The sequence below is a fragment of the Kribbella sp. NPDC051587 genome, assembly GCF_044453945.1.
GTDB lineage: Bacteria > Actinomycetota > Actinomycetes > Propionibacteriales > Kribbellaceae > Kribbella.
On sequence record NZ_JBITDE010000012.1, the window covers coordinates 135,109 to 156,959 of the forward strand.

The 21,851-nt window shown below is 64.4% G+C and carries 15 protein-coding genes and 1 pseudogene; 12 read left to right on the forward strand and 4 right to left on the reverse strand.

Features of this window, described 5'->3' with window-relative positions; all coding sequences use genetic code 11:
* The first annotated feature begins 192 nt into the window (after window positions 1-192).
* On the forward strand, window positions 193-2,235 hold the full coding sequence (locus tag ACIA49_RS32915; RefSeq protein ID WP_396381787.1) for a GDSL-type esterase/lipase family protein: 2,043 nt from the start codon (window positions 193-195) through the stop codon (window positions 2,233-2,235).
* A 25-nt stretch (window positions 2,236-2,260) separates the two neighbouring features.
* Here ACIA49_RS32915 and ACIA49_RS32920 read toward each other — a convergent pair whose 3' ends face one another.
* The 3 genes from ACIA49_RS32920 to ACIA49_RS32930 form a co-directional block, all read right to left on the reverse strand.
* Window positions 2,261-2,773: a TetR/AcrR family transcriptional regulator gene (locus ACIA49_RS32920; protein WP_396381975.1), complete on the reverse strand. Its 513-nt coding sequence runs from the start codon at window positions 2,771-2,773 to the stop codon at window positions 2,261-2,263.
* Window positions 2,774-3,253: 480 nt separating this feature from the next.
* Window positions 3,254-3,802, reverse strand: a complete 549-nt coding sequence (locus tag ACIA49_RS32925) for a hypothetical protein (RefSeq protein WP_396381788.1) — start codon at window positions 3,800-3,802, stop codon at window positions 3,254-3,256.
* A gap of 31 nt (window positions 3,803-3,833) precedes the next feature.
* Window positions 3,834-4,424 (reverse strand): hypothetical protein, encoded by a 591-nt coding sequence (locus ACIA49_RS32930; protein WP_396381790.1) that lies wholly within the window; start codon window positions 4,422-4,424, stop codon window positions 3,834-3,836.
* Window positions 4,425-4,650: 226 nt separating this feature from the next.
* Here ACIA49_RS32930 and ACIA49_RS32935 point away from each other — a divergent pair, with 226 nt between their 5' ends.
* Window positions 4,651-5,223: a hypothetical protein gene (locus ACIA49_RS32935; protein ID WP_396381791.1), complete on the forward strand. Its 573-nt coding sequence runs from the start codon at window positions 4,651-4,653 to the stop codon at window positions 5,221-5,223.
* Between the two features lie 466 nt (window positions 5,224-5,689).
* On the opposite strand, the gene ACIA49_RS32940 is transcribed toward ACIA49_RS32935, so the two are convergent.
* Entirely contained in the window at window positions 5,690-6,406 is a 717-nt protein-coding gene (locus tag ACIA49_RS32940; RefSeq protein ID WP_396381793.1) for a hypothetical protein, read from the reverse strand.
* A 169-nt stretch (window positions 6,407-6,575) separates the two neighbouring features.
* On the opposite strand from ACIA49_RS32940, the gene ACIA49_RS32945 reads away from it, so the two are divergent.
* From ACIA49_RS32945 to ACIA49_RS32990, 10 genes and pseudogenes are all read left to right on the forward strand, one after another.
* On the forward strand, window positions 6,576-7,328 hold the full coding sequence (locus tag ACIA49_RS32945; RefSeq protein WP_396381795.1) for a hypothetical protein: 753 nt from the start codon (window positions 6,576-6,578) through the stop codon (window positions 7,326-7,328).
* 176 nt (window positions 7,329-7,504) lie between these two features.
* Window positions 7,505-7,657, forward strand: a pseudogene (locus ACIA49_RS32950) (cupin domain-containing protein); the annotation flags it as partial.
* A gap of 192 nt (window positions 7,658-7,849) precedes the next feature.
* On the forward strand, window positions 7,850-9,940 hold the full coding sequence (locus ACIA49_RS32955) for an ATP-dependent nuclease (protein WP_396381797.1): 2,091 nt from the start codon (window positions 7,850-7,852) through the stop codon (window positions 9,938-9,940).
* The gene (locus tag ACIA49_RS32960) at window positions 9,921-11,789 is read left to right on the forward strand and encodes a UvrD-helicase domain-containing protein (protein ID WP_396381798.1); all 1,869 of its coding nucleotides are present in this window, start codon (window positions 9,921-9,923) and stop codon (window positions 11,787-11,789) included. Before ACIA49_RS32955 ends, ACIA49_RS32960 begins: the two co-directional genes overlap by 20 nt.
* A gap of 174 nt (window positions 11,790-11,963) precedes the next feature.
* Window positions 11,964-13,073: a hypothetical protein gene (locus tag ACIA49_RS32965; protein ID WP_396381799.1), complete on the forward strand. Its 1,110-nt coding sequence runs from the start codon at window positions 11,964-11,966 to the stop codon at window positions 13,071-13,073.
* Window positions 13,070-16,324 carry a hypothetical protein gene (locus tag ACIA49_RS32970; protein ID WP_396381800.1) on the forward strand — a complete coding sequence of 1,085 codons (3,255 nt, stop codon included), beginning with the start codon at window positions 13,070-13,072 and terminating at the stop codon, window positions 16,322-16,324. Before ACIA49_RS32965 ends, ACIA49_RS32970 begins: the two co-directional genes overlap by 4 nt.
* Entirely contained in the window at window positions 16,305-18,863 is a 2,559-nt protein-coding gene (locus tag ACIA49_RS32975; protein WP_396381802.1) for an RNaseH domain-containing protein, read from the forward strand. The genes ACIA49_RS32970 and ACIA49_RS32975 overlap by 20 nt, the downstream gene beginning before the upstream one ends.
* Before the next feature lie 751 nt (window positions 18,864-19,614).
* Complete coding sequence (locus tag ACIA49_RS32980; protein WP_396381804.1) at window positions 19,615-20,460, forward strand: tyrosine-type recombinase/integrase; 846 nt, start codon at window positions 19,615-19,617, stop codon at window positions 20,458-20,460.
* Window positions 20,457-21,293: a hypothetical protein gene (locus ACIA49_RS32985; protein WP_396381805.1), complete on the forward strand. Its 837-nt coding sequence runs from the start codon at window positions 20,457-20,459 to the stop codon at window positions 21,291-21,293. The genes ACIA49_RS32980 and ACIA49_RS32985 overlap by 4 nt, the downstream gene beginning before the upstream one ends.
* Window positions 21,215-21,685 (forward strand): AAA family ATPase, encoded by a 471-nt coding sequence (locus ACIA49_RS32990; protein ID WP_396381807.1) that lies wholly within the window; start codon window positions 21,215-21,217, stop codon window positions 21,683-21,685. Before ACIA49_RS32985 ends, ACIA49_RS32990 begins: the two co-directional genes overlap by 79 nt.
* Window positions 21,686-21,851 lie beyond the last annotated feature (166 nt).

The following is a 21,851-nucleotide window of genomic DNA, read 5'->3' on the forward strand; positions in this document are numbered from 1 at the left end:
GGCGGCGCCTTGTCAGCGCCGAACGGGCAGTTGCGCAACAGCTGTCCGCCGCTTGAGTTGCGAAAACGAATTTTATGTCCCGGAACGGGGTTCGCGAACGCACAGCACCGCGCAACCAGTTGCGCAAGTCCTTACTCCGGGGTGGTGGAGTCCCTACCTTCAGAACCTGAGGCAACTTCTGAGGAGGCACCCATGCGCGCCAGCAGCCGACGCTCGGCTTCCCTGCTTACCGTCGCGACTCTCGTTCTGACGACCCTCGGTGCAGCACCCCAACCAGCCACCGGGCACAGCTCCCGTCCGTCGCCGCCCTTGCACGTCATGCAGTACAACCTGCGCTACGCCAGTGCGACACCGCCAAACGACTGGGCGGCCCGCCGACCGGTGATGCGCGAGCAGCTTCGGCAGGCCAAGCCGGACCTGCTCGGCACGCAGGAGGGGCTGACCGCCCAGCTGGCTGATCTCGCGAACGACCTCGGGCCGTCGTACGGCGCGATCGGTCGCGGTCGCGACGGCGGTGACGAGGGCGAGCACATGAAGGTCTTCTACAACAAGCAGCGGCTGCAAGCACTGCAGACCGGCGACTACTGGCTGTCGGACACCCCGGATGTGGTGGCATCGAAAACCTGGGACGGCTGTTGCCGGCGGATGGTGACCTGGGTGAAGTTCAAGGACCTCAGTTCCTCGACACAGTTCTACGCCGTCAACACGCATTTCGAGGCGTTCGATGCAACCGCACGTTCGAAGTCGGCCGACCTGGTGCTCGCCCGGCTGAAGAACTTCGACCACCGGCTCCCGGTGATCATGACCGGCGACTTCAACGAGCCGGCCGGACCTGCTTCGACGGTCTACACCAAGCTCGTGACGAGTGGGCACCTGGCCGATGCCTGGGCGACCGCCGACGAAGTCGGCCCGGCGTACGGGACGGCTCCCGGCTACCAGACGCCGAAGATGAACGACAAGGCGATCGACTGGATCCTGACGACGCCGGGATCGCAGGTGTCCAAGTCGGTCGTGAACACCTTCAGCCAGAACGGCCAGTACCCGAGCGACCACCTCCCGGTCGAATCCTGGATCGCTCTCCGCAGCACCGATTCTGATCCCGGCCGCGGCTGGACAGGCTCCTGGGCCGCTGCCTCGGCCCCGCCCACCGCAACCGGTACGTCGGCCGTGGGCGTCACCAACGCCACGCTCCGCCAGGTCGCCCATCTGTCTGTCGGCGGCTCGGAAGTCCGGATCCACCTGTCCAATGTCTACGGCACCAGCCCGCTGGTCATCGGCAAGGCCGCCGTGTCCCCTCGCGCCGACGGCCTGACGGGTACGGCGCTGACCGACCCACGCCGTACGGCGGCGGTCCTCTTCGACGGCAAGCCGTCCGTCACGATTCCGGTCGGGACCGAGTGGATCTCCGACCCGGTCAAGATCCACACGGTCGATGACAGTGATCTCGTCATCAGCCTCTATCTCCCCGGCCCGACCGGGCCGCTCAGCCAGCACTCACGCGGACTCTCCACGGTATTCAGGGCGGCCGGTGATCAGACCAGCGACAGCGGATCGCAGTACGCAACGAGCACGCAGCTCAACCGGCTGGTCCTCGAAGGCGTCGACGTGAAGAGCCCGGTGCGTGGCTCGGTGGTGCTCTTCGGCGACTCGATCACGGACGGGGTCGCGTCACCCGTCGACGCGAACCTGCGGTACCCCGATCAACTCTTCGACCGGCTGAAGGCCGACCAGCCAGACAAAGTCGGCGTCCTCAACGCCGGGATCAGCGGCAGCCGGCTCGCGACCGACGCCGGCTCGTCGGGTGACTCCGCTCTGAAACGGTTCGACCGCGACGTCATCGCCCGGACCGGCGTCCGTACGGTCGTCCTCCTCCAGGGCATCAACGACATCGGCAACAGCTCGGGGTCGATCGACGCCGGTCTCTTGATCGCAGTCCAGCGGCAGTTCATCGAACGCGCCCACCAAGCCGGCCTCAAAGTCATCGGCGCCACCCTCACCCCCTATCAGGGCGCGGGTTACTACACCGCCGAAGGAGAGGCCGACCGCCAGGCCCTCAACGACTTCATCCGAAACTCCGGACGCTACGACGCAGTGGTCGACTTCGACCGAGCCCTCCGTGACCCCGCCGCGCCGGGCAAACTACTCCCCCGCTACGACTCCGGCGACCATCTGCACCCCAGCGCCGCCGGCTACACCGCCATGGCCGGCGCCTTCGATCTCGCCCAACTGTCCTGACCGACCCGCCGTCCGGCGGCGGCACTCACCGGGAGAGGATCGCGCTTGTCACCAGACCGAAGAGCCGCTCCGCACGCTGCTCCTGACGCGTCTGGTCTCCAAGCCACGCGAAGGCGGAGACCAGGGCGAACAGGTCGGCCCCGTCGACATCGACCGGGGCCTCGCCCGCCGCTTGGGCTCGGGCCAGTAGCTGGGCTCCAGCCGCGTGCAGGGCGACACAGGAGTCGTGGAGCGCAGATCCGGGTTCCTCGATTGCCTTCACCGTCGACGTCACCACGCCATAGTGCTCGGTCGTGAAGGCGACGAATTCCCGCAACCACAGCAGCAGCCCGTCCCGCGGCGAGCCCGTGTCGCCGAGGGCGTCAGCCCGAGCCGTCAGCTCGTCGAAGCTTGTGCGGAGCAGCGCCTCGAGCAAGGCATCCCGGGTGGGGAAATGACGCAGCAGTGTCGCCAGTCCCATCCCGGCCCGGCGCGCGATGTCACGCATCGACGCGTCGGCGCCCTCCTCCGCGAGGACCGTGCCGGCGACGACCAGCAGGCTTCACTCGGCAGATGTACCCGCAGATGCTGCCCTCGTCCCACGACACGGAGCAGGGCTGAAACCGCGCCGGATCACGAGGACCCAAACCTAGGTCCGGGACTGGTCTTACGCAACTGCAGGCCAGCCCCGATTCCCTCTACCTACAAGGCTATTTCAGCTCGGCGGAGGTTTTGCCGAGGAGTCGGCGGGCGACGATGAGTTGCTGGATCTGTTGGGTGCCTTCGAAGATGTCGAGGATCTTGCAAGTGCATGCGGACCCAAACCGGACCAAGCTCTCAATTCGGCCTCTGACCTGCATCTTTGCACTCATCGGTTCGCGACATTGACCACCGCTTGTCAGCGTCTCACGGAGCAGTGACGGAGCAGGACTTGGCACCCGCAGCCGATCTTCTCCGATGAGCATCCGGGCGTCTGCCTCCGTCCATGGCCTGACAGATTCAGGTGTTCGGAGGCATGGTGGCGGTCACGACAGGTGAGTCATGATGCTGGGTCCGTCGCACTGGAGCTGGCTGGTCTTCCCACCCACGCCAGATGTCGGGGCGCGACGAACGATCCTTGGGACCGCCGTCCCCGCAACACACCTACCCGCGTTCTGCCTTCCACCACCTGCAGGCCGGTCGCCGAGGGCTCAAGCAGCCGTCGATCGAGCAGCAAGGGCCACCGCTTCCAGGTTCCGTGCGCTTCCCAGGTCTGAGGGACACCGCGATGAATCCCTGTAGTCCGCCGACGAACCCAGTGGTCTGGGTGCCCGGCGTACTCCTCGATACATCCGGAATCCGATGGTCCCGTCGGCATCACGAGGAACGCCTCTAGCGGCACGATCTCGACGTCCCAGACAATGCTCGATAGATCGAGGCCACCGTAGTCCTGGAGAAACGCGGCCTTGCCGCCGTGGTCGTACAGCCACTGCTCCACGACGTCGGCCGGCCAGTTCAAGGAGCGGATCACCGGGTCGGCGCAGAAGCTCACAAGCGGGACTCCACGTTCACGGGCCAGCGACAAACCAGACAGCTCGGCAAGCTGCATGACGACGACTGCCCAACCTGCAGGCCGCCCGTCAAGGCGTGTCCCGTCGTTCGTCAATCACCTTATCGGCGTAGGAGTCGGCAGCAGCGTCGACACTTGCCTCATGCCGAGCCGTCGCCTCCAAGTCCACCCGGTCGACCTGCGCCTGCGCGATCGCTGCCAGATCGCGCAGGTCGAAGGCGCCAAAGATCCGACCGCCCGTCGCTATATACAGCTGACCGCCAGGCAAGGTCCGGAGCGACCGGTTCCTCCTGTCGTTGTCACCAGCTACCGCCGCAGTGGCGTCGTCGGGCAACTCCGCCTCATCAAGATGCTCAAGAGCGTTTCGAACGTTTCGTAGCGTCACGTTCTCCTGCGGCGCCTCCTCTCCCCGCTCGACGGCCAGGCGGGCCACCCACCGTTCGAGCTGATGAAGAGCCCAGATGAGCGTGTGCTCCTCCGTCCAGTTCTCCCGCCAAATCACAGTCAGCGTCGCCTCGCCGTCACGGTCCCACACCCGATCGAGTTCACGGTTCAACGCGGCTGCGCGCCGCCGTACATCAGCAACTCGCTCGACGGTTCGGAGAACGGCCTCTCCCCACGCCCGGACAAATGTGATGGCGGCTTCCTCGGCGTCCGACATCTGACTAGGGTGTCACGCCCTGGGGCAGATCATCGGCAGCAAACCGAGCGGAGGATCCATCAATGAGCGACTCAGCACAGGTTGGTTTCGCGTGACCACGCAGTCATTCCCTCTGCTCGAGGCGCTCGGAGAGGCTGGCCCGGCACAGGCTGACCTGCTGGTCCATTTCTGCGGGCGACCGTACGGTCGTCGACCAACGCCATCGGTGCCAGACGACATTCGCGCGATGAGCGCCGAGGTCCGTCTCTACTCCATCCTGTGGCAACAGCAGCTCCGCGGATTCGCGCCGTTCGCGGCCTCGACACCGATGGTCTGTTTCAGCGAAAGCCCACCTGACCATCTCGACTGGCTGCTCCAACGTGGGTGGCAGCCCTGGGGCCTTGTCTTCACTAGGCAGTCCGTCTATCAGGTCGACGGCGGTCCCGTCTGGTATGCCAGATCTCAGCAGCACGAACAGCTCAGCGAACCACATCGCTCCTGGGCGGTTCGGTTCGACGCCAACCCCTACAGCCGGTCGGACTGGCTCCACGAGCGGGAGTGGCGCGCTCCGCATCCCCTGCTACACCTGCCAGCAGGAAGCGTCTACGCCGTCATCACCGGGAAACCAGGCTGGCAACCGTGGGGATCCGTTCAGCGTGAAGTCCTCATCGATCCCGAAACAGGCATGCTCGTCGATCCCTCCCACCCTCGTGCATACCCACAACCGACGATGTTCACCGAACTACCACCGTTGTGGGCAGGCATCCGGACATGGCACTGGGACGCCGCCACCGGACGAATCGTCCGTCCTATCCTCTGATCTCCCGGCCGCACGACAGGCTGGCAGACGATGGGCTCGATCATTGATGATCGACGCGTGACGAGCTGCCCAGGGTGCCGACGGCCAGTTTCGGTCGTCCCATGCCTTGGCGCCTTCGACCCTTGCAGGACTTACTGCCAGCGCTGCACAACAGGCTACCTCTGTGGATCCGTCTGGGGCACGAGCCGTGCAGCTTCAGCGGCATGCTTGGCACCACAGGGCACGGCATCGAGCAGCTCGGGCCATCATCACCGCCAAATGACCAGCGTCCCGCTACCAGCGGCGATCAGCCGGCTCATCGATGGCCATCTATTCATTCGGACCGCTGAAGATCGGGCCTGCGCCAGACACGTCAACCGACGGATCGGGATGGGATCAAGGACGTGCAGACTCGAAGCGGCTTATGCCTGTGGAGAGGGTGATCCGGTGGCAGTCGCGGGCCCCTGCGCCCGGCTGAGGCACACCGTCACATTCCGGCAGCCACGTACGCCGTGCACGTACTGGGCCTGCCATTAGTAATCAGGTGTGGATCGACGACGACCCGTCCGGACGGCGGCACCAGCTCAGGATACTCGGACCCTCCACCGTTCACCTTGCCGTCTGCGCCCTTACAAATGACGCCAATTCGTGGCGACTGCAACGGCTCGGCTGTCGGGTTCTTGATCGTCAATTTTGCGTGCCACACAGTGTTGTCGTACTGGTCTGCGGCAATACTGTCGGACTTGAAGATGCCGAGGTCTGTCTTGCTCTCCTTGAAGGCGTCCTCGTCCTTCACCAGCAGCGTCGACTGGACTGAAGCCACCTTGCCCTTCAGACCGACGTCGACTTGAGTGCCGACCGCCCGGAGTTGGTTCGCCAAATCGAACGACTCGACCTGGGACTCGCTCTTGAGGATCTTTCCGGCCTTGTCCAGCAGGTTGAAGTTGACCGTGACCGTCTGCCCACCGTGGTCGGACATGTTCTTGACCAGGGCAGTCACCCAGACGTACTGGCCGGACTGGCCGAATCCGGACTCGACAATCTGACCGAGGTTCGCCTTCGTCTCCTTGGTCGGAGTACTGGCACTCTGCGGCGCAGTCGTGTCGACGGCCTGGTTCCCTGACCCGCATGCGGTGAGCGCGAGCGAGACGGCAACCGCTACCGCGACTGTTATGGACCGGCGGCTTGCGAAGTCGTTCACCATCGGGTCAGCCTATCCGGCGAACGACTTGTCCGAGTGGGATACGCTGCAGAGACCGAATACGGGCTGGCGATCGCATCGCTGGTACCAGCGGGATTCGACTTCACCTGTCCGGGGATGAGGCTGCACCTCGTCCACCAGCAGACACTCACCTTCATCCGGGAGATCTGCCATGTCCGAGGTCTTTGTCGACAGCTACTACTGCGAGCACGCGAACTCCAAGAGCCGGGTACTGGCTCTGCTCAGTACTCCGAACTCTCCGCCGACGCTGCGGGCCGTACTGACCTGCAGCGACCGTTCAATGGCCGAGCACGCCGCCCATGTGCTGACTCAGATCGCGGCGAGCGGGTCGGGTCCCCACGTCAACCTCGAAGCGGAGCGCGTCGCAGCGGCGCTTCCCGATGCACCCGCGGCGTCATTCCGCAAAGAGATCGAAGCCGCTATCGCCCACGACTGGGACGCCCCCACCACGATCAACTGGGCCGAGGTTCACAGCAGGTACGCGTTCGAGCAGTCCGATGACAAGGGAGCCAGCCCGAGCCAGCGCGATGCGGAGTTCCGGACCCCGGCCGATGCTCGCCTAGCAGACCTCAGCGGCGTGGTCGTGCGGATCGCCCGCCTGGAGGAGTTTCACATCTATGACCCCCAACGGCTCATCGCAGAGGCCGCCGCACAGAATTGGGTGCCTTGGGACGAGGAGGAAGACGGCCGGCAGATTCCTGTCGACGACCCCGACAATCTCGCCGACGCAGCAATGTGGATCCTCGACTCAGGCGACGGCCTGTCAGGCGCTGACCTCATCTCGCAGACCGCGCGCGGAGAGGTCCTCGTCGCGGACTCAGACGAAGTCAGGCACTGGGCAGACGATCCGATCGAGCTCTCGTTCATGAGCGGATTGAAGCTGAGCACCCCCAGCGAAAGCTGACACGCGGACAGACACCCGGCGCTGAACACGATCGTCGGCCGGTTCCTCTCAATCGAGTCGGCATCGATGATCACCGGCTCATCCTCGGCGTGCCCGAACTGGATGTGCGCGATTCCTCCCGCTGTTGAAGGACATCGCGTACCTCCGGTCATTGACCGACACGAACGACGCGCCCGCCTCGGCATAGAAAGGCCAACCTCGGCTGGGTCGTCTCCGGCGAACTCGTACTCCCTGACAGCGACCGCGAGTACGTCGTCAAAGAACGCCAGTTCGTCGAGTACGACGCCGGCAAACCGCATACCCTCCGCAACGACACGACCGACCGTGCAGAGATGATCGCCTTCACGCTGACGTTCAGCGAGGCGTCATCGCTGCTGCTGTGCCGCCACCGCGCCGACCAGCTCATCGAAGACTCGGGGTGGTGACCGCCAGGTATTGGCAGGCTCTCAGCGCAGGTGCATAATCCTCGACTTGATCGGCTCGAACGTCGCATCCGGCCGGCCGCAAGAGGGGAAGTTTCCATGCGCCTGCAGTCCTTCGTCGTCGGAAATTTTCGGCGACTGCAGAGGGTCAAGATCGACCTCGATCCCAAGGCGACCATCTTCGTCGGGGCGAACAACAGCGGCAAGACCTCTGCGATGCACGTCTTCCAATACTTCCTGGCGGCGACTCCCTCCTTCACCATCCACGACTTCAGCGCGGAGTGTTGGGCGGAATTCGACGGATACGATCCGGCTGTCGAGACGTCCAGCCTTCCGAGAATCACGCTCGATCTATGGTTCGAGGTCGACCAGGCGAACCTTCACAGGGTCATCGACCTGCTTCCGGATCTCGAGTGGCAGGAGTCAGCACCGGTCGGAGTAAGGCTGTCGTACCAGCCGAAGGACAAAGCCGGCCTCCACGCCAACTATCTCGCGGCCAAGGAGGCCGGTGGCCAGTGGCCAACCAGCCTTCAGGACTACCTTCGCAGGCTCCTGCGCGATGAGTATCACCTCGTCTACTACAAGCTCGATCATCGGCAGTTCGACGAGCAACTCGCGCTCAAGCCCGAGCAGACATTGCACCCTCTGGACAGAGGCGCGAGCATCGTGCGGTCGATCATCAAGGTCGACCTACTGGCAGCACAACGGCACCTCACAGACACCGAGCAGCGAGGACGCGACGAAGACCTCTCGAAGACACTCGGCCGGTACTACAAGCGATATCTGAGGAAGCCAGAGCCGGAGCAGGCCGCCATCCAGGCGTTGTCCGACTCCGAGGAGATGCTGAATCGGCACTTCGGGGAAGTCTTCGATCCGATCGTGAAGCGGCTGAACAAGCTGGGCTATCCCGGAGTCGACAACCCGAGACTGCTGATCAAGACCGAACTACACGGCGAAGCGCTCCTGACCTCCAGTGCCCAGGTCCATTACGCCGCCCCAGGCCTCGGCGATGAGCCGGCGATGACTCTGCCCGACCGCTACAACGGGTTGGGATTCAAGAATCTGATCTACATGGTGGTGGAGATCGTCGCCGCCCACCAGGCCAGGCTTCAGACCATCGAGGCACGACCACCTGTGCACCTCATCATGATCGAAGAGCCGGAGTCGCACCTGCACGCGCAACTGCAACAAGTCTTCATCCGTCAACTGCACGGGATCATTGACGATCCGCAGAGTCTCGGCACGCAGTTCGTCCTGACCACCCACTCATCGCACATTATCTACGAGGATTTCACCTCCATCCGCTACTTTGCCCGGATCGGCAGCGGTGCGGGCTTCCACTACAGCGTCGTCCGCGATCTCTCACTGTTCCACCAGGATGCCGACGAGGACGAGCGACGTTTCCTGCTGCAGTACCTCAAACTGACGCACTGCGATCTCTTCTTCGCCGACGCCGCGATTCTGGTCGAGGGCAACGTCGAGCGGCTGCTCCTGCCGTTGATCATTGCCGAGTTTGCTCCGCGCCTGCAAACATCCCATCTGACCATCCTCGAACTCGGCGGTGCCTTCGCGCACAAGTTCAAGGACCTCATCCACTTCATCGGCCTGCATTGTCTGGTAATCACAGACATCGACAGCGTCGGCGGACCAGACACCACAGGCAGTGCATGCCCGACTTACGAACCAGCAGCCGTCACCTCGAACCAGACCTTGAAGACATGGCTCCCGGCCAAGATCGAGATCGAAGCCCTGCTGGATGCTCCGGAAGAAGACAGGTTCGACCTCGGGAAACCCGAGGGAGCCACCGTGCGAGTCGCCTACCAGACCAGAACCACGGTCACCTGGAACGGCGAATCGAAAGCAGTGGCCGGGCGGACCTTCGAGGAGGCTCTCGCCTATGAGAATCTCCAATGGAGCCAGTTGCCGGCCAACGCAGCCTTGAAGCTCCGCGTGAACGATCCGGACGGTGATCTCGACCTCGCCACGGTGCTCAAAGGCGTCTTCGACAAGGTTCGCGATCTCGACAAGACGGAGTTCGCGCTGTCCCTGATCGAACGGAGGGTCGACTGGGCCTGCCCCACTTACATCGAAGAAGGCCTCACCTGGCTGGCGAATGAGATCTGTGCGCTGGACAGTCCACCACCTCCATTGTCCGACGAGGAGGCGGCTGATGAGCCCTCGGAGTCATAGCCCCAACACGGCCGCGGACCTGGAAGTCGCATCGATACTCGACAATCCGGAGATCTCCGGATTCACGATGATCGCCGGCGCCGGGTCGGGCAAGACGACCTCGCTCGTCAAGGCCCTGGAATACGTCATCAGACATCGCGGCGAACAGATGCTCGCGGACCGGCAGCAAGTCGCCTGCATCACCTACACCGAAATCGCCAGGCAAGAGATCGAAGACGATCTAGCGAGCAACCCCCTCGCGCACGTCTCGACCATCCACAGCTTCCTCTGGACGCTCGTTGAACCGTTCCACCATGACATCCAGAACTGGCTGCGCCAAAACGGCCAGGCTGAGCTGGAGCAGCTAGAGGCCAAGTACACCAATCCAAACTCCAGAACTCAGCAGCAGACCCGCGAGACTCAGAGGCGCAAGATCGAGCGGCGGCGCGAGGAGCTTGCCGGACTGGACGAGGTCACCAGCTTCCAGCTCGGAGTGGCAACGAACTACGGTCAGGGCATTGTCGGCTACGCGGACATCCTCAAGCTGACTCCCGAACTGATCCTGAAGAAGCCACTCTTCGCGAAGCTGGTATCCCGTCGATATCCAGTGGTGTTCGTAGACGAGAGCCAAGACACCTTCAAAGCTGTCGTCGCCTGTCTGCGTCACATTGCCGTCGCTGAGCAGGGACACTTCTGCCTCGGGTTCTTCGGCGATCCGGTGCAGAAGATCTATACCACCGGCGTTGGCAGCATCGACCCTGAGCCGGCCTGGGTCGACGTCAAGAAGCCCGAGAACTTCCGCTCGCCTCTGCTCGTCCTGGACGTCATAAACGCGATCCGGCACGGAGCCGACCAGCTGAAGCAGATCTCGGGGCTGCCAACCGGCAAGCAGGTCGTGGGTGAAGTCACCTACTTCGTTCTCCCGTCCGACGCCGATCGCCCCGAACTGCTGGCGAAGGCTCGAACATGGCTGGAAGCCAACTCGGCCATCGGCGCGTGGCGTCTTGAGGGCGGCGTCGATCCGGCAAAGGTCCTGGTGATCACCCACCGGATGGCCGCTACCCGTCTCCGGTTCACGACGCTCTTCGACGTGTTCGACAAGACTCGCCTGCGGGAGAGCTTTCTGGAGGGCAAAGCCTGGCCCCTCACGCCGTTCTTGAGCACCCTCCTGCCACTCGTTCAGGCAGCGCAGGGAAATCGGGCTGACCTGATGCCCAGGCTTCGAAAGTCAAGCCCGCTCTTGAAACCAGGCGTCGCCGACCAGAGCACGATTGTTTCAACCCTTGCAACTCTGAAGGACGGAGTCGACAAACTGTCCACCGTCGTCGCCAACGGTGGACCCGGGTCTCTTGGCGAGGCACTCTCCATCGCCAACGATTACAGCCTGGTCGACCTACCTGAGCGGCTGCTCAGCGCCCTACCGGCGGGCGCACCTGGCCCCGCAGAAGACGCCGAAGAGCAGGACCGGATGCTTGCGGCATTGATGAAGTGTGACGTGGCCGAGCTCCAGGGATATGCCGATTACATCAGCAATCTCTCGCCCTACTCGACGCAACAGGGTGTAAAGGGCACCGAGTATCCCGATGTGCTCGTGGTTCTCGATGATGACGAGGGCTACCACCCGCAGTTCTCCTTCGACAAACTCCTCGGCCTGCGAAAGCTGTCAGCGGCCGAGGCGAAGAAGGGCCCGACAGAGGAGACCACCATCGATCGCACCCGCAGACTTCTGTACGTCTGCGCATCCCGGGCCACGAGATCACTGGCAATAGTCCTGTATGCGAAGGAGCCGGACACGGCAGTCGCTGCCATCGAGGAGTACCTCCCCCACGCGGGCGTCATCGTGACTGCGGAGCAACTGGACAAGACGTGAGCACACCGAGATTCATCAGGTCTCCACACCTACCGATGATCGATTCTGTCGGGGTGGGCACCGTCGCCCGAACGGGAACTGTCGGTGGGCTCTGCTGGACATGCGGCACTCAGTAGCAGCAGGGTCGAGAAGGGGAGCGAAGTGCTTGATCTTCGTTCACCGCACGCAGCAGTCGTGACTGCCGCGTTGCGGGCAAGCGTTGCCTGGTCCCAGCGGGCCGATCAGCCTGATGCGTGGCGCGAGGTCGCGCGGATGGCGGGCGTAATCATGAACATCCATGGTCTGCGGCAGCAGATCCGTACCCCGATGGAGCTCGTGTCCGCGCTCCAGAGACCTGTTGGCGAGCTTCTCGAGACGGACACACCTGACGAGGCGCTGGACGCTCTCGTTCTACTTGACGAGGACGGATGTCTGTCCGAGGGCGCGCTTGACGTCGCTACGGACTACACGTTCGCACTCTTCGACGGCGATGCTGATCCGGCGAGCACCTGGCTGCCGGCTTGGGCATGGCAACGAGACGAACAGGTCGAACGTGCGCTCTTCCAGAGCTTGCGGGCAGCCGGAGACCAGGCGGTCTACACGGCTACCCGCCGGTTCCTGATCGACCGTCCCGCCGGTCAGCGGCGTCACTTGATCGACGAGCGGAACACGTCCCCTGCGTACGCCGGCGCGAAAGCGGTCGCTGAGTATCTCGACATCCCTAAGGACAGGCGCCATCGGCCTGCGGGAAGCAACGAGTCCTACTGGTGGCCGTGCCCAGTTTGTCAGTGGCCGATGCAAGTCAGGGACAACGCGGTGTTCTGTACCTACTCGCCCCACGAGGCTCGCTTCATCCTTGACGCCGGGCCAGGTCAACCAGCCCGTCTGCGGAAGGCCTCAAGCGCCCGATTGAAAACCCCCAAAGCTGCTGCCGTCGCCGGCGCAGTTTGTGTGGATCCCGCGGTATGGCGATTCGTGACGGTCCCGGGTCTTCCCGAGATCGCCCTGACGGAGCTCGAGTCCACAGCTGATGGCATCTCGATCCAGCTCTGGCCTGTCATGGACACCTTCGATGCCTTGGTGGAGATCGCAGGCGTCGGTCGTTGGACCGTCGACGTCAAGGACCACGTCAGCGTCCGCCGGATCGTGGACGACCCGCCGGCCGCACAACACGTCGTCGTTCCGGACTACCGGCGCTCACAGATCCCTCGGCTGAGACGCAGCTTGGCGGGCAAGACGATCTGGACCGTCCGGGAGTTCATGAAACACGTCCGTGCGGTCGCTGCAGGAGGTGAGACGCGATGACTCCTGTCGCTCGCGAGGCCCGGGACAAGACCTCGGTCCACATCGTCCGTGGGGCGCTCGCCTTGGCAGTTGAGTACTTCCCGGTCGAGCTTGAGGGCCGCCGATGCATCCGGATCTCCGACGCGCTGTTCTTCCTGTCCGGCCAGTTCGACAAATGGACGCGTTGGCCCGACCTGTCGGACGACGAGCGCTCGCTCATCGCTCGATTGTTGCGTTGGCGTCCGGTCGCGATGGCCAACCGCAACGGCTTCCGTGACCTCGTCGAGCTGTTCGTACCATCACAATTGCCCGAGTTCCGCTTCATCGACGATGACGTCCTTGTGGTTGAGATGACCCGACCCCCGCGTGAGGTGGTCGCGGAATGTGTGAGTCTCGTCCGCCTGGAGCAGGAACTCCGAACGGTGCGCCCGCAGAAGCCGGCCGCGGAGGGCGAGTTCGTCTCCTGGATCAGCGAGCCGCGCGGCGCCGGAGCCATCGAGGCGCGCTACTCGCTAACCGTGGCCGCCCCGCCCCCCGAAGAGCCCGTGGATCTCGGCGAGCCGGCCACCGCCGCAGAGATCTCGATCCCCATCGACGAGCTGGGTGCGCTGGCCGATGCACTGGATTCCGCGTTCGCACAGGTTCATAGGCGTGCGTCGGTCGACAGAATCTTCAGCCGCATACAGACCGACCCGGCGAATCTTGTGCAAGGCCGCTGGGTACTTCGCTCCGGTAGCACTCGGCTACTCAATGCTCCAACCGGTGTGGGCAAGAACGTGTTGGCCGAGATCCTGGCCTGCTGGTGTGCACAGCGTGGCCTGGTGACGACGCTGCTCGTCCCGAAGAATGCGACTGTCGTACAGACTGCGCATGCTGTGGAAGCCTGTTTCCAGGTTCTGGGTATTCAAGGCGAGGTGGTGCCGTTGATGTCACCTCGCAGATTGGCTGTGGAAGCAGAGACCGCAGCCAAGGGCTCTGCCGGTCTCGGTGAGTGGGCCTATCGGCGTATGCACTACTCGTGTGCCCTGCCCGCGGCCGCCGAGACCGAGCATCGGATAGATGCCTGGAACCCTGGAGCAGAGCCCTGTACCGACCTACGGGCCGTTCGCGAGGACGGGTCGGCCAGCCGTACCCGGTTACAGTGCCCGTGGAAGAGCACTTGCGGGAAGTTCCGCATCGCCCGTCGGGCTCGTACGGCGTCCGTCATCGTCACCAGTCACATGAACTTCGCGGGCGGGCGTCTGCACGTGCCAGTGATCATGGAGGGCCGGACCGACCCCAGCCCCTCGGTCGAGTCGGTAGTTCTCTTCCGCAGCCATCTCGTGATGATCGATGAGATCGACGCGTTCCAGGCCAGCCTCATCGGGTCGAGCGCCAGCGGCCTCGAGCTCGCGAAGCGCCGGAGTTCAGGTAACTCCCCATTGCGCCGTTTTGACACTGAGTTCAACGACGCGATCGGCCTCATCAATCCGCGCATCGAGGGCCGCATCCACACAGTCCTCTCCCAGGCCCGATACCTCGCCGAGAACTACAACCGCCACCTGGCTGAAGGCGACTTCATCCGCTCCCGATCGGGTCGCTCTCCGGGACATCCGATGTTCGGTCGCTGGGTCCTCCCCCGCCGCTGGGACGGTTGGCTGGCCGCCGCGCTCTTCGGCGTGCCGCCCGACGTAGTCGACACCCCGGTCACGGCCGAGCAGCTCGCCACCCTGGATGCCCTCTTTCCAGGCTCGAACAGCCTCGCACCGATCCCCGACTGGCTTCAGCCGATCGCCGACATCCTGGAGTCGATGGTGAGCCCCTCGCAGGGGAACGATCTCCTCCTCGCCGATCGCGATCTGCTGACCACGATCCTGAAGAACCATCCATATCCCGGCGGACGCCTGGACGACGGCGATGTCCGCGTCAAGGTCGCCGACCGCTTGATCCGGCGGGCTCACCTGGAGACCCTCCGGAAGTGCCTCATGGCCATGGTCTACGCGGCGCCACAGCTGCAGGTCTCTGGCGTCAAGGCAGCCACCGAGATCGCCGAAGCTCTTGGCCAGTTCGCAACCTGGAGGGCAGCTCCCTACGGCCCCATGGGGCGGGTGCTGTTCGCATTCACAGAGCTGCACGACGACGACCGGCCGCTGGACACGTCGTTGCGCGTCAGTGGGTTCGGCGGCGATCCTCACACCTACGTGACCTCCCTAGGCGATCTGACCTCGCGAGCTCACACCGGGCAGAGCCGCATCGTGCTCGGCCTGTCGGCAACCGGCTATTTCCCAGGCGCTCCGCACCACCACGTGCAGGTGCGGCCGACCTGGTGGGTGCCCGACGACGTCACCGGCGGCCTCACCATCCACGCAACGCCGATCGCTGACGAGCAGTTGGAGTTCTTGAGGGTCTCCGGCACAAGCGGCAAAGCGCGACGAGAAGTACTCACAGAACTCGGCAGGCTCCTCTGGATCAAGCAACTGCAACACAAGATCCACCAGCTGCAGAGCAACCCTGTCACCGCTCACCGAGCCAGGCTCCTCCTGGCCACCACAGCCTACGAAGGCGCCAGGGATCTAGCTGTCGGTATCTCCGCGGCCGGCGTACCGGCGCAACGAATTGTCCTCGGAGTACCGCCGGGCGATGCGCCCGAAGGAGCTCGACTCACCGCTCGGTGGACCGAAGTCCCCGCCGATCGGCTCGAGGAGTTCGGCCGGACGGTTGGAACCGAGCCAGGCTCAGTCCTGATCGCCCCACTGGCGCGAACCGAACGCGGCCTGAATATCGTCGACGATCAGGGTCGCTCACAGATCGGATCGGTCTGGCTGGTGATCCGCCCGGTTCCCATCCTGGACGAGCCCGCGGAGCTGCTGGCCCACGTCAACGCCGACGTCCACGCCATTGCCACACCCACCGACAGCCCGGCAGATGTCCTGGAGAACATGCGGATCGAGGCGGCCCGAGCCTTTGACCGCCTCTTCTCGAGCCTGCCCTACTTCGTGGCATTGCCGACCAGCGTCCAAGCAGCAATCGTCAAAGAGATCCTGAACGGGCTGATCCAACTGGCCGGCCGAGCTCGCCGTGGCGGCGACACCGCCGAGATCCATCTCGTGGACTATGCCTTCCACGACGCCTCCGGCCGATCTGACCTGGCAACCCTGATCCGTCATATCCGCGACGAATGGGACGCGGCAGGAGAGCTGGAGCTGATGCAAGCGCTGTACGGCTCGACCCTGGACGCCATCTTCGCGTTCGCCGACCTACAAGAAGAAGACGATGAACACCGTGACCAATGATCTGGACAAGGGTCTCCACACCCTGACCTACCGCATCGATCCACAGACGCTCGGCACCGTCGCTCTCCATCATTTGACCTCCGACTTCCTGGCCGGCTGGGACGGCATCACGTCCCAGCTCCGCCATCGGCTGGGACGCGACGAAGTCATGCCGAGGTACTCGGCCCTCACCACTGCGCTGACCGCGGTCACAGGACAGCCTGTTCACCTGTTTCCCGGTACCTATGGGTCGCCCGATTCCGGTCTGCTGGTGACAACCGAGCCGATCGAACCCTGGGTACTGCGCACCGCCATCCGGAAGTTCGAACAGCTGACCACCGGAGACCACTCCTCGGACCAGCTGGCCGCTCTGCTGCCGGTGGACGACAAACCCGACGTCAGAGAGCTTGCCGAGTTCATCGACTCTGCCCCCGGGACAGCAGTGTCCGCGCCCGGCTGGGTCTATGAAGCTGCCCGCTGGACACTCGCGCAACGAATCGCCGCTGCGCCTCTCGTCATCGACGGCCATCGAAGCATCCAGCTCAGAATGGATACCGACGGGAACCTGATCGCCTTCGACGACCCGATCAGTCGGCCCTTCGGCCCCGCAAAGACCGGCCACGCCACCCAGTACATCTCGACAACCATCACGACGCTACCCGGCGCGGCACATCTCTACCTACGCCTGGACGCCCACGTCGCGCGACACCCGATGAGCTGGGCCTTCGTCAAGCACACTTACATCAGCAGAGGCGACGACCCACGACTGCCCGTCCTGAAGCTGCCGGTACTTTCTCCCTACCCGGAAAAGGGGCGCGAGGCCCCGCTTCTCCAAGGCCATACCGCGGACGTCATCGATGCACTGGACCTCAGGGCGATCACGCTCCCCACCGAGTTCGGAAGCGACGCCGGCCCTGTCCGTCCCATCGGCAAGCCGCTACGCCACCCCATTGGAAAAGGTCCTGGCGTGCGCTTCCTGTATCAGCTCGGGCAACACGTCAGTCGTCAACTGGCTTCCCCACCGTTGCGCTATGCCAAGAGCGCTCTGAGTGTCAAAGACAGCGAAGATCACCCGATTCCGGCGGCGAAGATCGACGCCGCCATCCAGGCAAGCGGGCTCGAAGGGCTTCGAATTGTCTGTCTCTACTCGACACCCACTGTCCGACGCCGGATGCAGGACGCGATGGGTCCCTACAGCCTCGAGCACACCAACCCGCTTCTTGGCATCCTCGACGGCGAGGTCATCCAATTGACTCCTCGCCTCAGCGTGATCATGGCAGCAGGCGGGAACTTGCTGCAGCATGGGGACCATCAGCGTCAGATCGGCAACGAACCTTGGCTTCGGAGCTCGACGGGAACCGCGGTCGCCGTTCTTGCGGAGACCTACTGGGACCCAGAGGACCGTCCTGCCGGCGACGCCAAGCCGGTTGTACGTCGGCTTCTCGGAAACCGCGGCGTCGTCTGTCAGTTCGTGAACTCCAACTGGGAACCGCCGAAGCCGCGGTCCTCCGCGAAGAACAGGGCCGGAGACAAGCCGCTAGAGTCGGGACCGAAGTCTTCTGATGCCGGCACCGACCATCCGGCGATCGGCGCCGTGCGCGACCTGTTCCGCCAGGCTGGAGTCATCGACGATCGCCTCGGAACAGCACTGGTCAAGCGAGGCAAGAACCTCCTCGACCGTTCTGCCGTCCTCGTCGGCATTCACATTCGCCAGCACACCCCACCTCGCAAGAATAGACGTAAAGCCGCCAACAGTCTGGTCATCCGCCTCACCGCGCTCTACACAAGGCCTGACCCCGATCACCCTTGGCTCGTCAAGTCCAGCACTGCTCACGGCAGCCCCTGGACGAGCTATCGCGAGAGCAACGCTCAGTACTACGGCGAGCCCATCGGGATCGAGGGCCTGTCCCGCAGCTTCAACGACCGGGAAAAGATTCGCGCCTACGTCGACCAGGCCCTGCAGGCAGCCGGGTTCCCTCACGACCTTCCGGTCGTGCTGTTCGTCGATGCCGAGTCCTGCAAGGGTGTATGGCCAGGGCTGAACGACGCTGCGCTCGGTCGCGGCCCGCTCCCGGGTGACTCCCTCGATCACCCTGACCTTGCCGTCGTTCGCTGTGCAAGTGGTGACCGCGTTCCTCAAGCAACTCACCGCGGCCACGGCGGCTCCGTAGCCGATCCGCACCAGCCAAATCTGCCGCGAGCCTACGTCTACGAGCACAACGAGGCCGGCACCTTGAGCTGGCTGCTGACCCAGCCATCCAAGTCCTATCGCGGACAGCAAATCAACTCCCGGGCCGGCGCCACCTACACGCGATGGACCCTGCCTGCCAACAAGGAGCGCCTCAACTCAGACGACTGGCACGCTCTCACCTCCATCGAAATCACCATTCCCAAACCTGGCACCTGGAAGCCGGCAGTGCTAGCGGAACTGACCGCCCGCCTATGTCATCAGGCCGTTGCCTGGGACGACCGAACGCGTAAGCCTGTCCCCCTGCACCTCGCAGAGCGCTCTGACCGCGATCATCCGCAACGCAAGGACAACGTCGAATCCTCGGAGTAAGCGAGCTGGATTGATCGCGACCGCGTGCAGACCGGCTGTTGCCCGTGGCCGGTGACGGAGAACAACGCGACGCATGGAGGCCTAGACCCTGCTGCCATGACCTCGGCGCGAGGCTCCCGACTGCTCGGTTGGAAGTCGATTCTCGATTGCCTAGCACATAAGTGAGATTATGCGCTAGCCTCGCGCGGACACGCCCTCACTTCGTTGGCGACGAGCGCTCGCGTGAGCGACACCGCGGCATCAGGGCGATCACCCAGATCGATATCATCTCGAACAGATGTTCTACTATGAGGTTATGGGGACTAGGAGACACAGCTATTCGCCTCCCGAACCGCCGGATCCTAGACGGCGGTTCTGCTGGGTCCAGCCGACGCCAGGCGGCCCCGCTTGCCCCGGGCTGATCTTGTGGTGGCGGCTCGTCAGTGCCCACGACTGGTCGGCACTTGTGATCTACCTGCCGGACCCGACACGGGAAGAAACCATCCAAAGCTGGTTCGCCCGATCTCGCATCCGCATCGTCGACCCTCAGCCTCCATCACGGCAGCGGACGGCAGCGGCTCGGCTAGTTGACTGAACTCTTCGGGCGCTCGATTAGCGTGATCGGGCCGCTGGACGGCGTGGGAGCGGGCCGAACGCAGCGACGTACGCGAGTTCGTGGAGCTGCTGCGGGAGTCACCGGTGCCGCAGCGGCTGAGTCGCCGCCCAGAGGCGCCGCCGGCGGGATCGGTGAATCCGGTGATCGGGAAAGCCGGTGTTGGGTACGACGTACGCCGCCCGGACCATCAACCATCAGTTGAGCGTGCTGTTCGGGTTCTACGAGTGGGCGTGCGATTCCGGCCTCGGGCCGCTGGTGAATCCGGTGCCGTCTCAGCGTTCGCGGTCGGCTGGCCGGTTTTACGCGCACCACAACCCGATGGACGACTTCGTGGTGGTTCGTCGTGCGAGGTACCGGCAGAAGGTGCCTCGACCGACGTGGCGAGCGATCCCTGACGACGCCGACGACGCTCTGTTCAGCGTGCTGCGCAGCCACCGCGATCGGGCGCTGGTGTCGTTTTGGCTGTCGAGTGCTGTGCGGGCCCGCGAGCTGCTGGGGCTGCGCCTGGGCGACGACCTGGACTCGGGCGCGAACAAGATCACGGTGGTCAGCAAGGGCAGCCGGCTGCGGGCGACGACCCCGGCCAGCGTGGACTCGTTCGTGTGGCTGGCGCTGTATCTACAGCAGGAACGGCCGCCGATCGAGCCGGGCGGCCCGGTGTGGTGGACCCGGCAAGGCGTGCCGCGCCCACTGACGTACCACGCGGCACGCGCGGTGCTGCAGCGCGCGAACGCTGCGCTGGGGTCGAATTGGACGCTGCACGATCTGCGGCACACGGCGGCTGCACGGCTGCTGGCGGATCCGGCGTTCACGCTGTTTGATGTGCAGACGATCCTTCGCCATGCGAGCGTCTCGACGACGCAGATCTACACGCAGCCGCGGCTGGAGCATCTGGTGGCGAAGGTGCTGGAGCATCATGCCCGGCCGCGACCGGCCGGTCCGGTGATCGAGCCCGCCTACGACGAGGCCGCGGTGCGGGAGCTTCTGGGACTGCCGACGTGACCACTCCACCGATCGTCGGCTCCGATCTCATAACCGATCCGCGCCCGCCACGTCGGATCCAGGCGGCCCGGACCAGGGCGGCGTCCGGACCGACGGCCAGGCTGCTGTCACCGCCGAGCATGGTCACCCCTGACCTGCTGGTCGGAGCGACCGGCCGGCTCCTGCCGCGTCGAGCCTACGACCTGGGTCTTCAGCCTCCGGACCTACCGATCGGTGCGGTGGGCCTTCGAATGCAGGACCTCGGCTTGGACGCGACGATCGAGGCCGTCTTGGATGTGGTGCTGGGCGTCTTCCCGAGCCGCAAGGCGACCTGGACCGGTGTCCGGCGGGTGCTGGGCTGGCTGGACCGGTTCGGCGGCGATACGTGGGAGCAACGGTGGCTGGCCAGCGGCGCCGACCTCGCCCCGAAGGCCTGGCGTTCGGAGGTGTTACCGCGGACTCCGCTGTCCTCGGTCGCGCAAGGGGTGAACGCGTTGATGGTGGCCAGGGTGCTGCGACCGTCGTACGGCTGGCAGCTGGCCACCCGGGCCGGCGGTTACCTGCCGCAGCGGATGCTCGGCGTCAACGATCCGGTGCAGCTGGAGCAGCCGCGCGCGTTGCCGGCCTACCGGTCGGCGCTACTGCGCCACCAGTACGCTGCGCCCGCGTGCGCCCCGACTGCGGGCCAGGCTCCAAGTGGACCGGTGACGTGGGGCATGCTGATCACGTGGTTCGAAGTGATTTCCTCTCTACGCGGACAAAGCCAACCCTCACCTTGTTCTGTGGGCTGCCTGGATCGGGCAAGTCGACGCTGGCCGCGCGCTTGGAAACCGAGGGACGAGGGGTGCGCCTGAGCGCCGACCAGTGGCAAGCAGCCCTCGGAGTGAGACACGCCGAGACCGACTTCCACGAGCGGCTGCAGGGCGTGCTCTACCGCCACGCACTCGCCTTGCTGCGCCGCGGCGTGGACGTGATCCTCGAGGACGGTCTTTGGATGCGCGAGGAACGTACCGAGAAGTTTGCGGATGCCAGGTCCTGCTCAGCTCGGATTGAACTGCACGTCTTCGACGTCGACCACGAAACGCTGTGGGAGCGTCTCCGGCTTCGGAACGAGCAGGCTGAGCCAGCGTCCTATCCCATGACACAGGACGAGTTGCGATGGGCCAGGGCCGTCTTCCAGCCGCCGTCGGCCCAGGAACTGAGCGAGGTGGACTCTTACACAGTGCACAACGGCGGCCTTCCCTAGAAGCTGCGGGTCGAGCTTCCCAGCTCTGTGCGCAACCGCCCGGATCGATCCTTCACCTCGCAGGTGCTCCTCGATTCGCCCCGCGCCGCCGCCTCGGCAAAATCACGTCGTTGCTGGTCAGGAGCACCTTCAGTTCACCAACACAGCCTCAGCATCAACAGCCGCG

Excerpts from the sequence above, each read along its gene's own strand:
- ACIA49_RS32915 (WP_396381787.1), top strand. The coding sequence starts at position 193 with ATGCGCGCCAGCAGCCGACGCTCGGCTTCCCTGCTTACCGTCGCGACT.
- ACIA49_RS32925 (WP_396381788.1), bottom strand. The coding sequence starts at position 3,802 with ATGCAGCTTGCCGAGCTGTCTGGTTTGTCGCTGGCCCGTGAACGTGGA.
- ACIA49_RS32930 (WP_396381790.1), bottom strand. The coding sequence starts at position 4,424 with ATGTCGGACGCCGAGGAAGCCGCCATCACATTTGTCCGGGCGTGGGGA.
- ACIA49_RS32935 (WP_396381791.1), top strand. The coding sequence starts at position 4,651 with ATGAGCGCCGAGGTCCGTCTCTACTCCATCCTGTGGCAACAGCAGCTC.
- ACIA49_RS32940 (WP_396381793.1), bottom strand. The coding sequence starts at position 6,406 with ATGGTGAACGACTTCGCAAGCCGCCGGTCCATAACAGTCGCGGTAGCG.
- ACIA49_RS32945 (WP_396381795.1), top strand. The coding sequence starts at position 6,576 with ATGTCCGAGGTCTTTGTCGACAGCTACTACTGCGAGCACGCGAACTCC.
- ACIA49_RS32955 (WP_396381797.1), top strand. The coding sequence starts at position 7,850 with ATGCGCCTGCAGTCCTTCGTCGTCGGAAATTTTCGGCGACTGCAGAGG.
- ACIA49_RS32960 (WP_396381798.1), top strand. The coding sequence starts at position 9,921 with ATGAGCCCTCGGAGTCATAGCCCCAACACGGCCGCGGACCTGGAAGTC.
- ACIA49_RS32970 (WP_396381800.1), top strand. The coding sequence starts at position 13,070 with ATGACTCCTGTCGCTCGCGAGGCCCGGGACAAGACCTCGGTCCACATC.
- ACIA49_RS32975 (WP_396381802.1), top strand. The coding sequence starts at position 16,305 with ATGAACACCGTGACCAATGATCTGGACAAGGGTCTCCACACCCTGACC.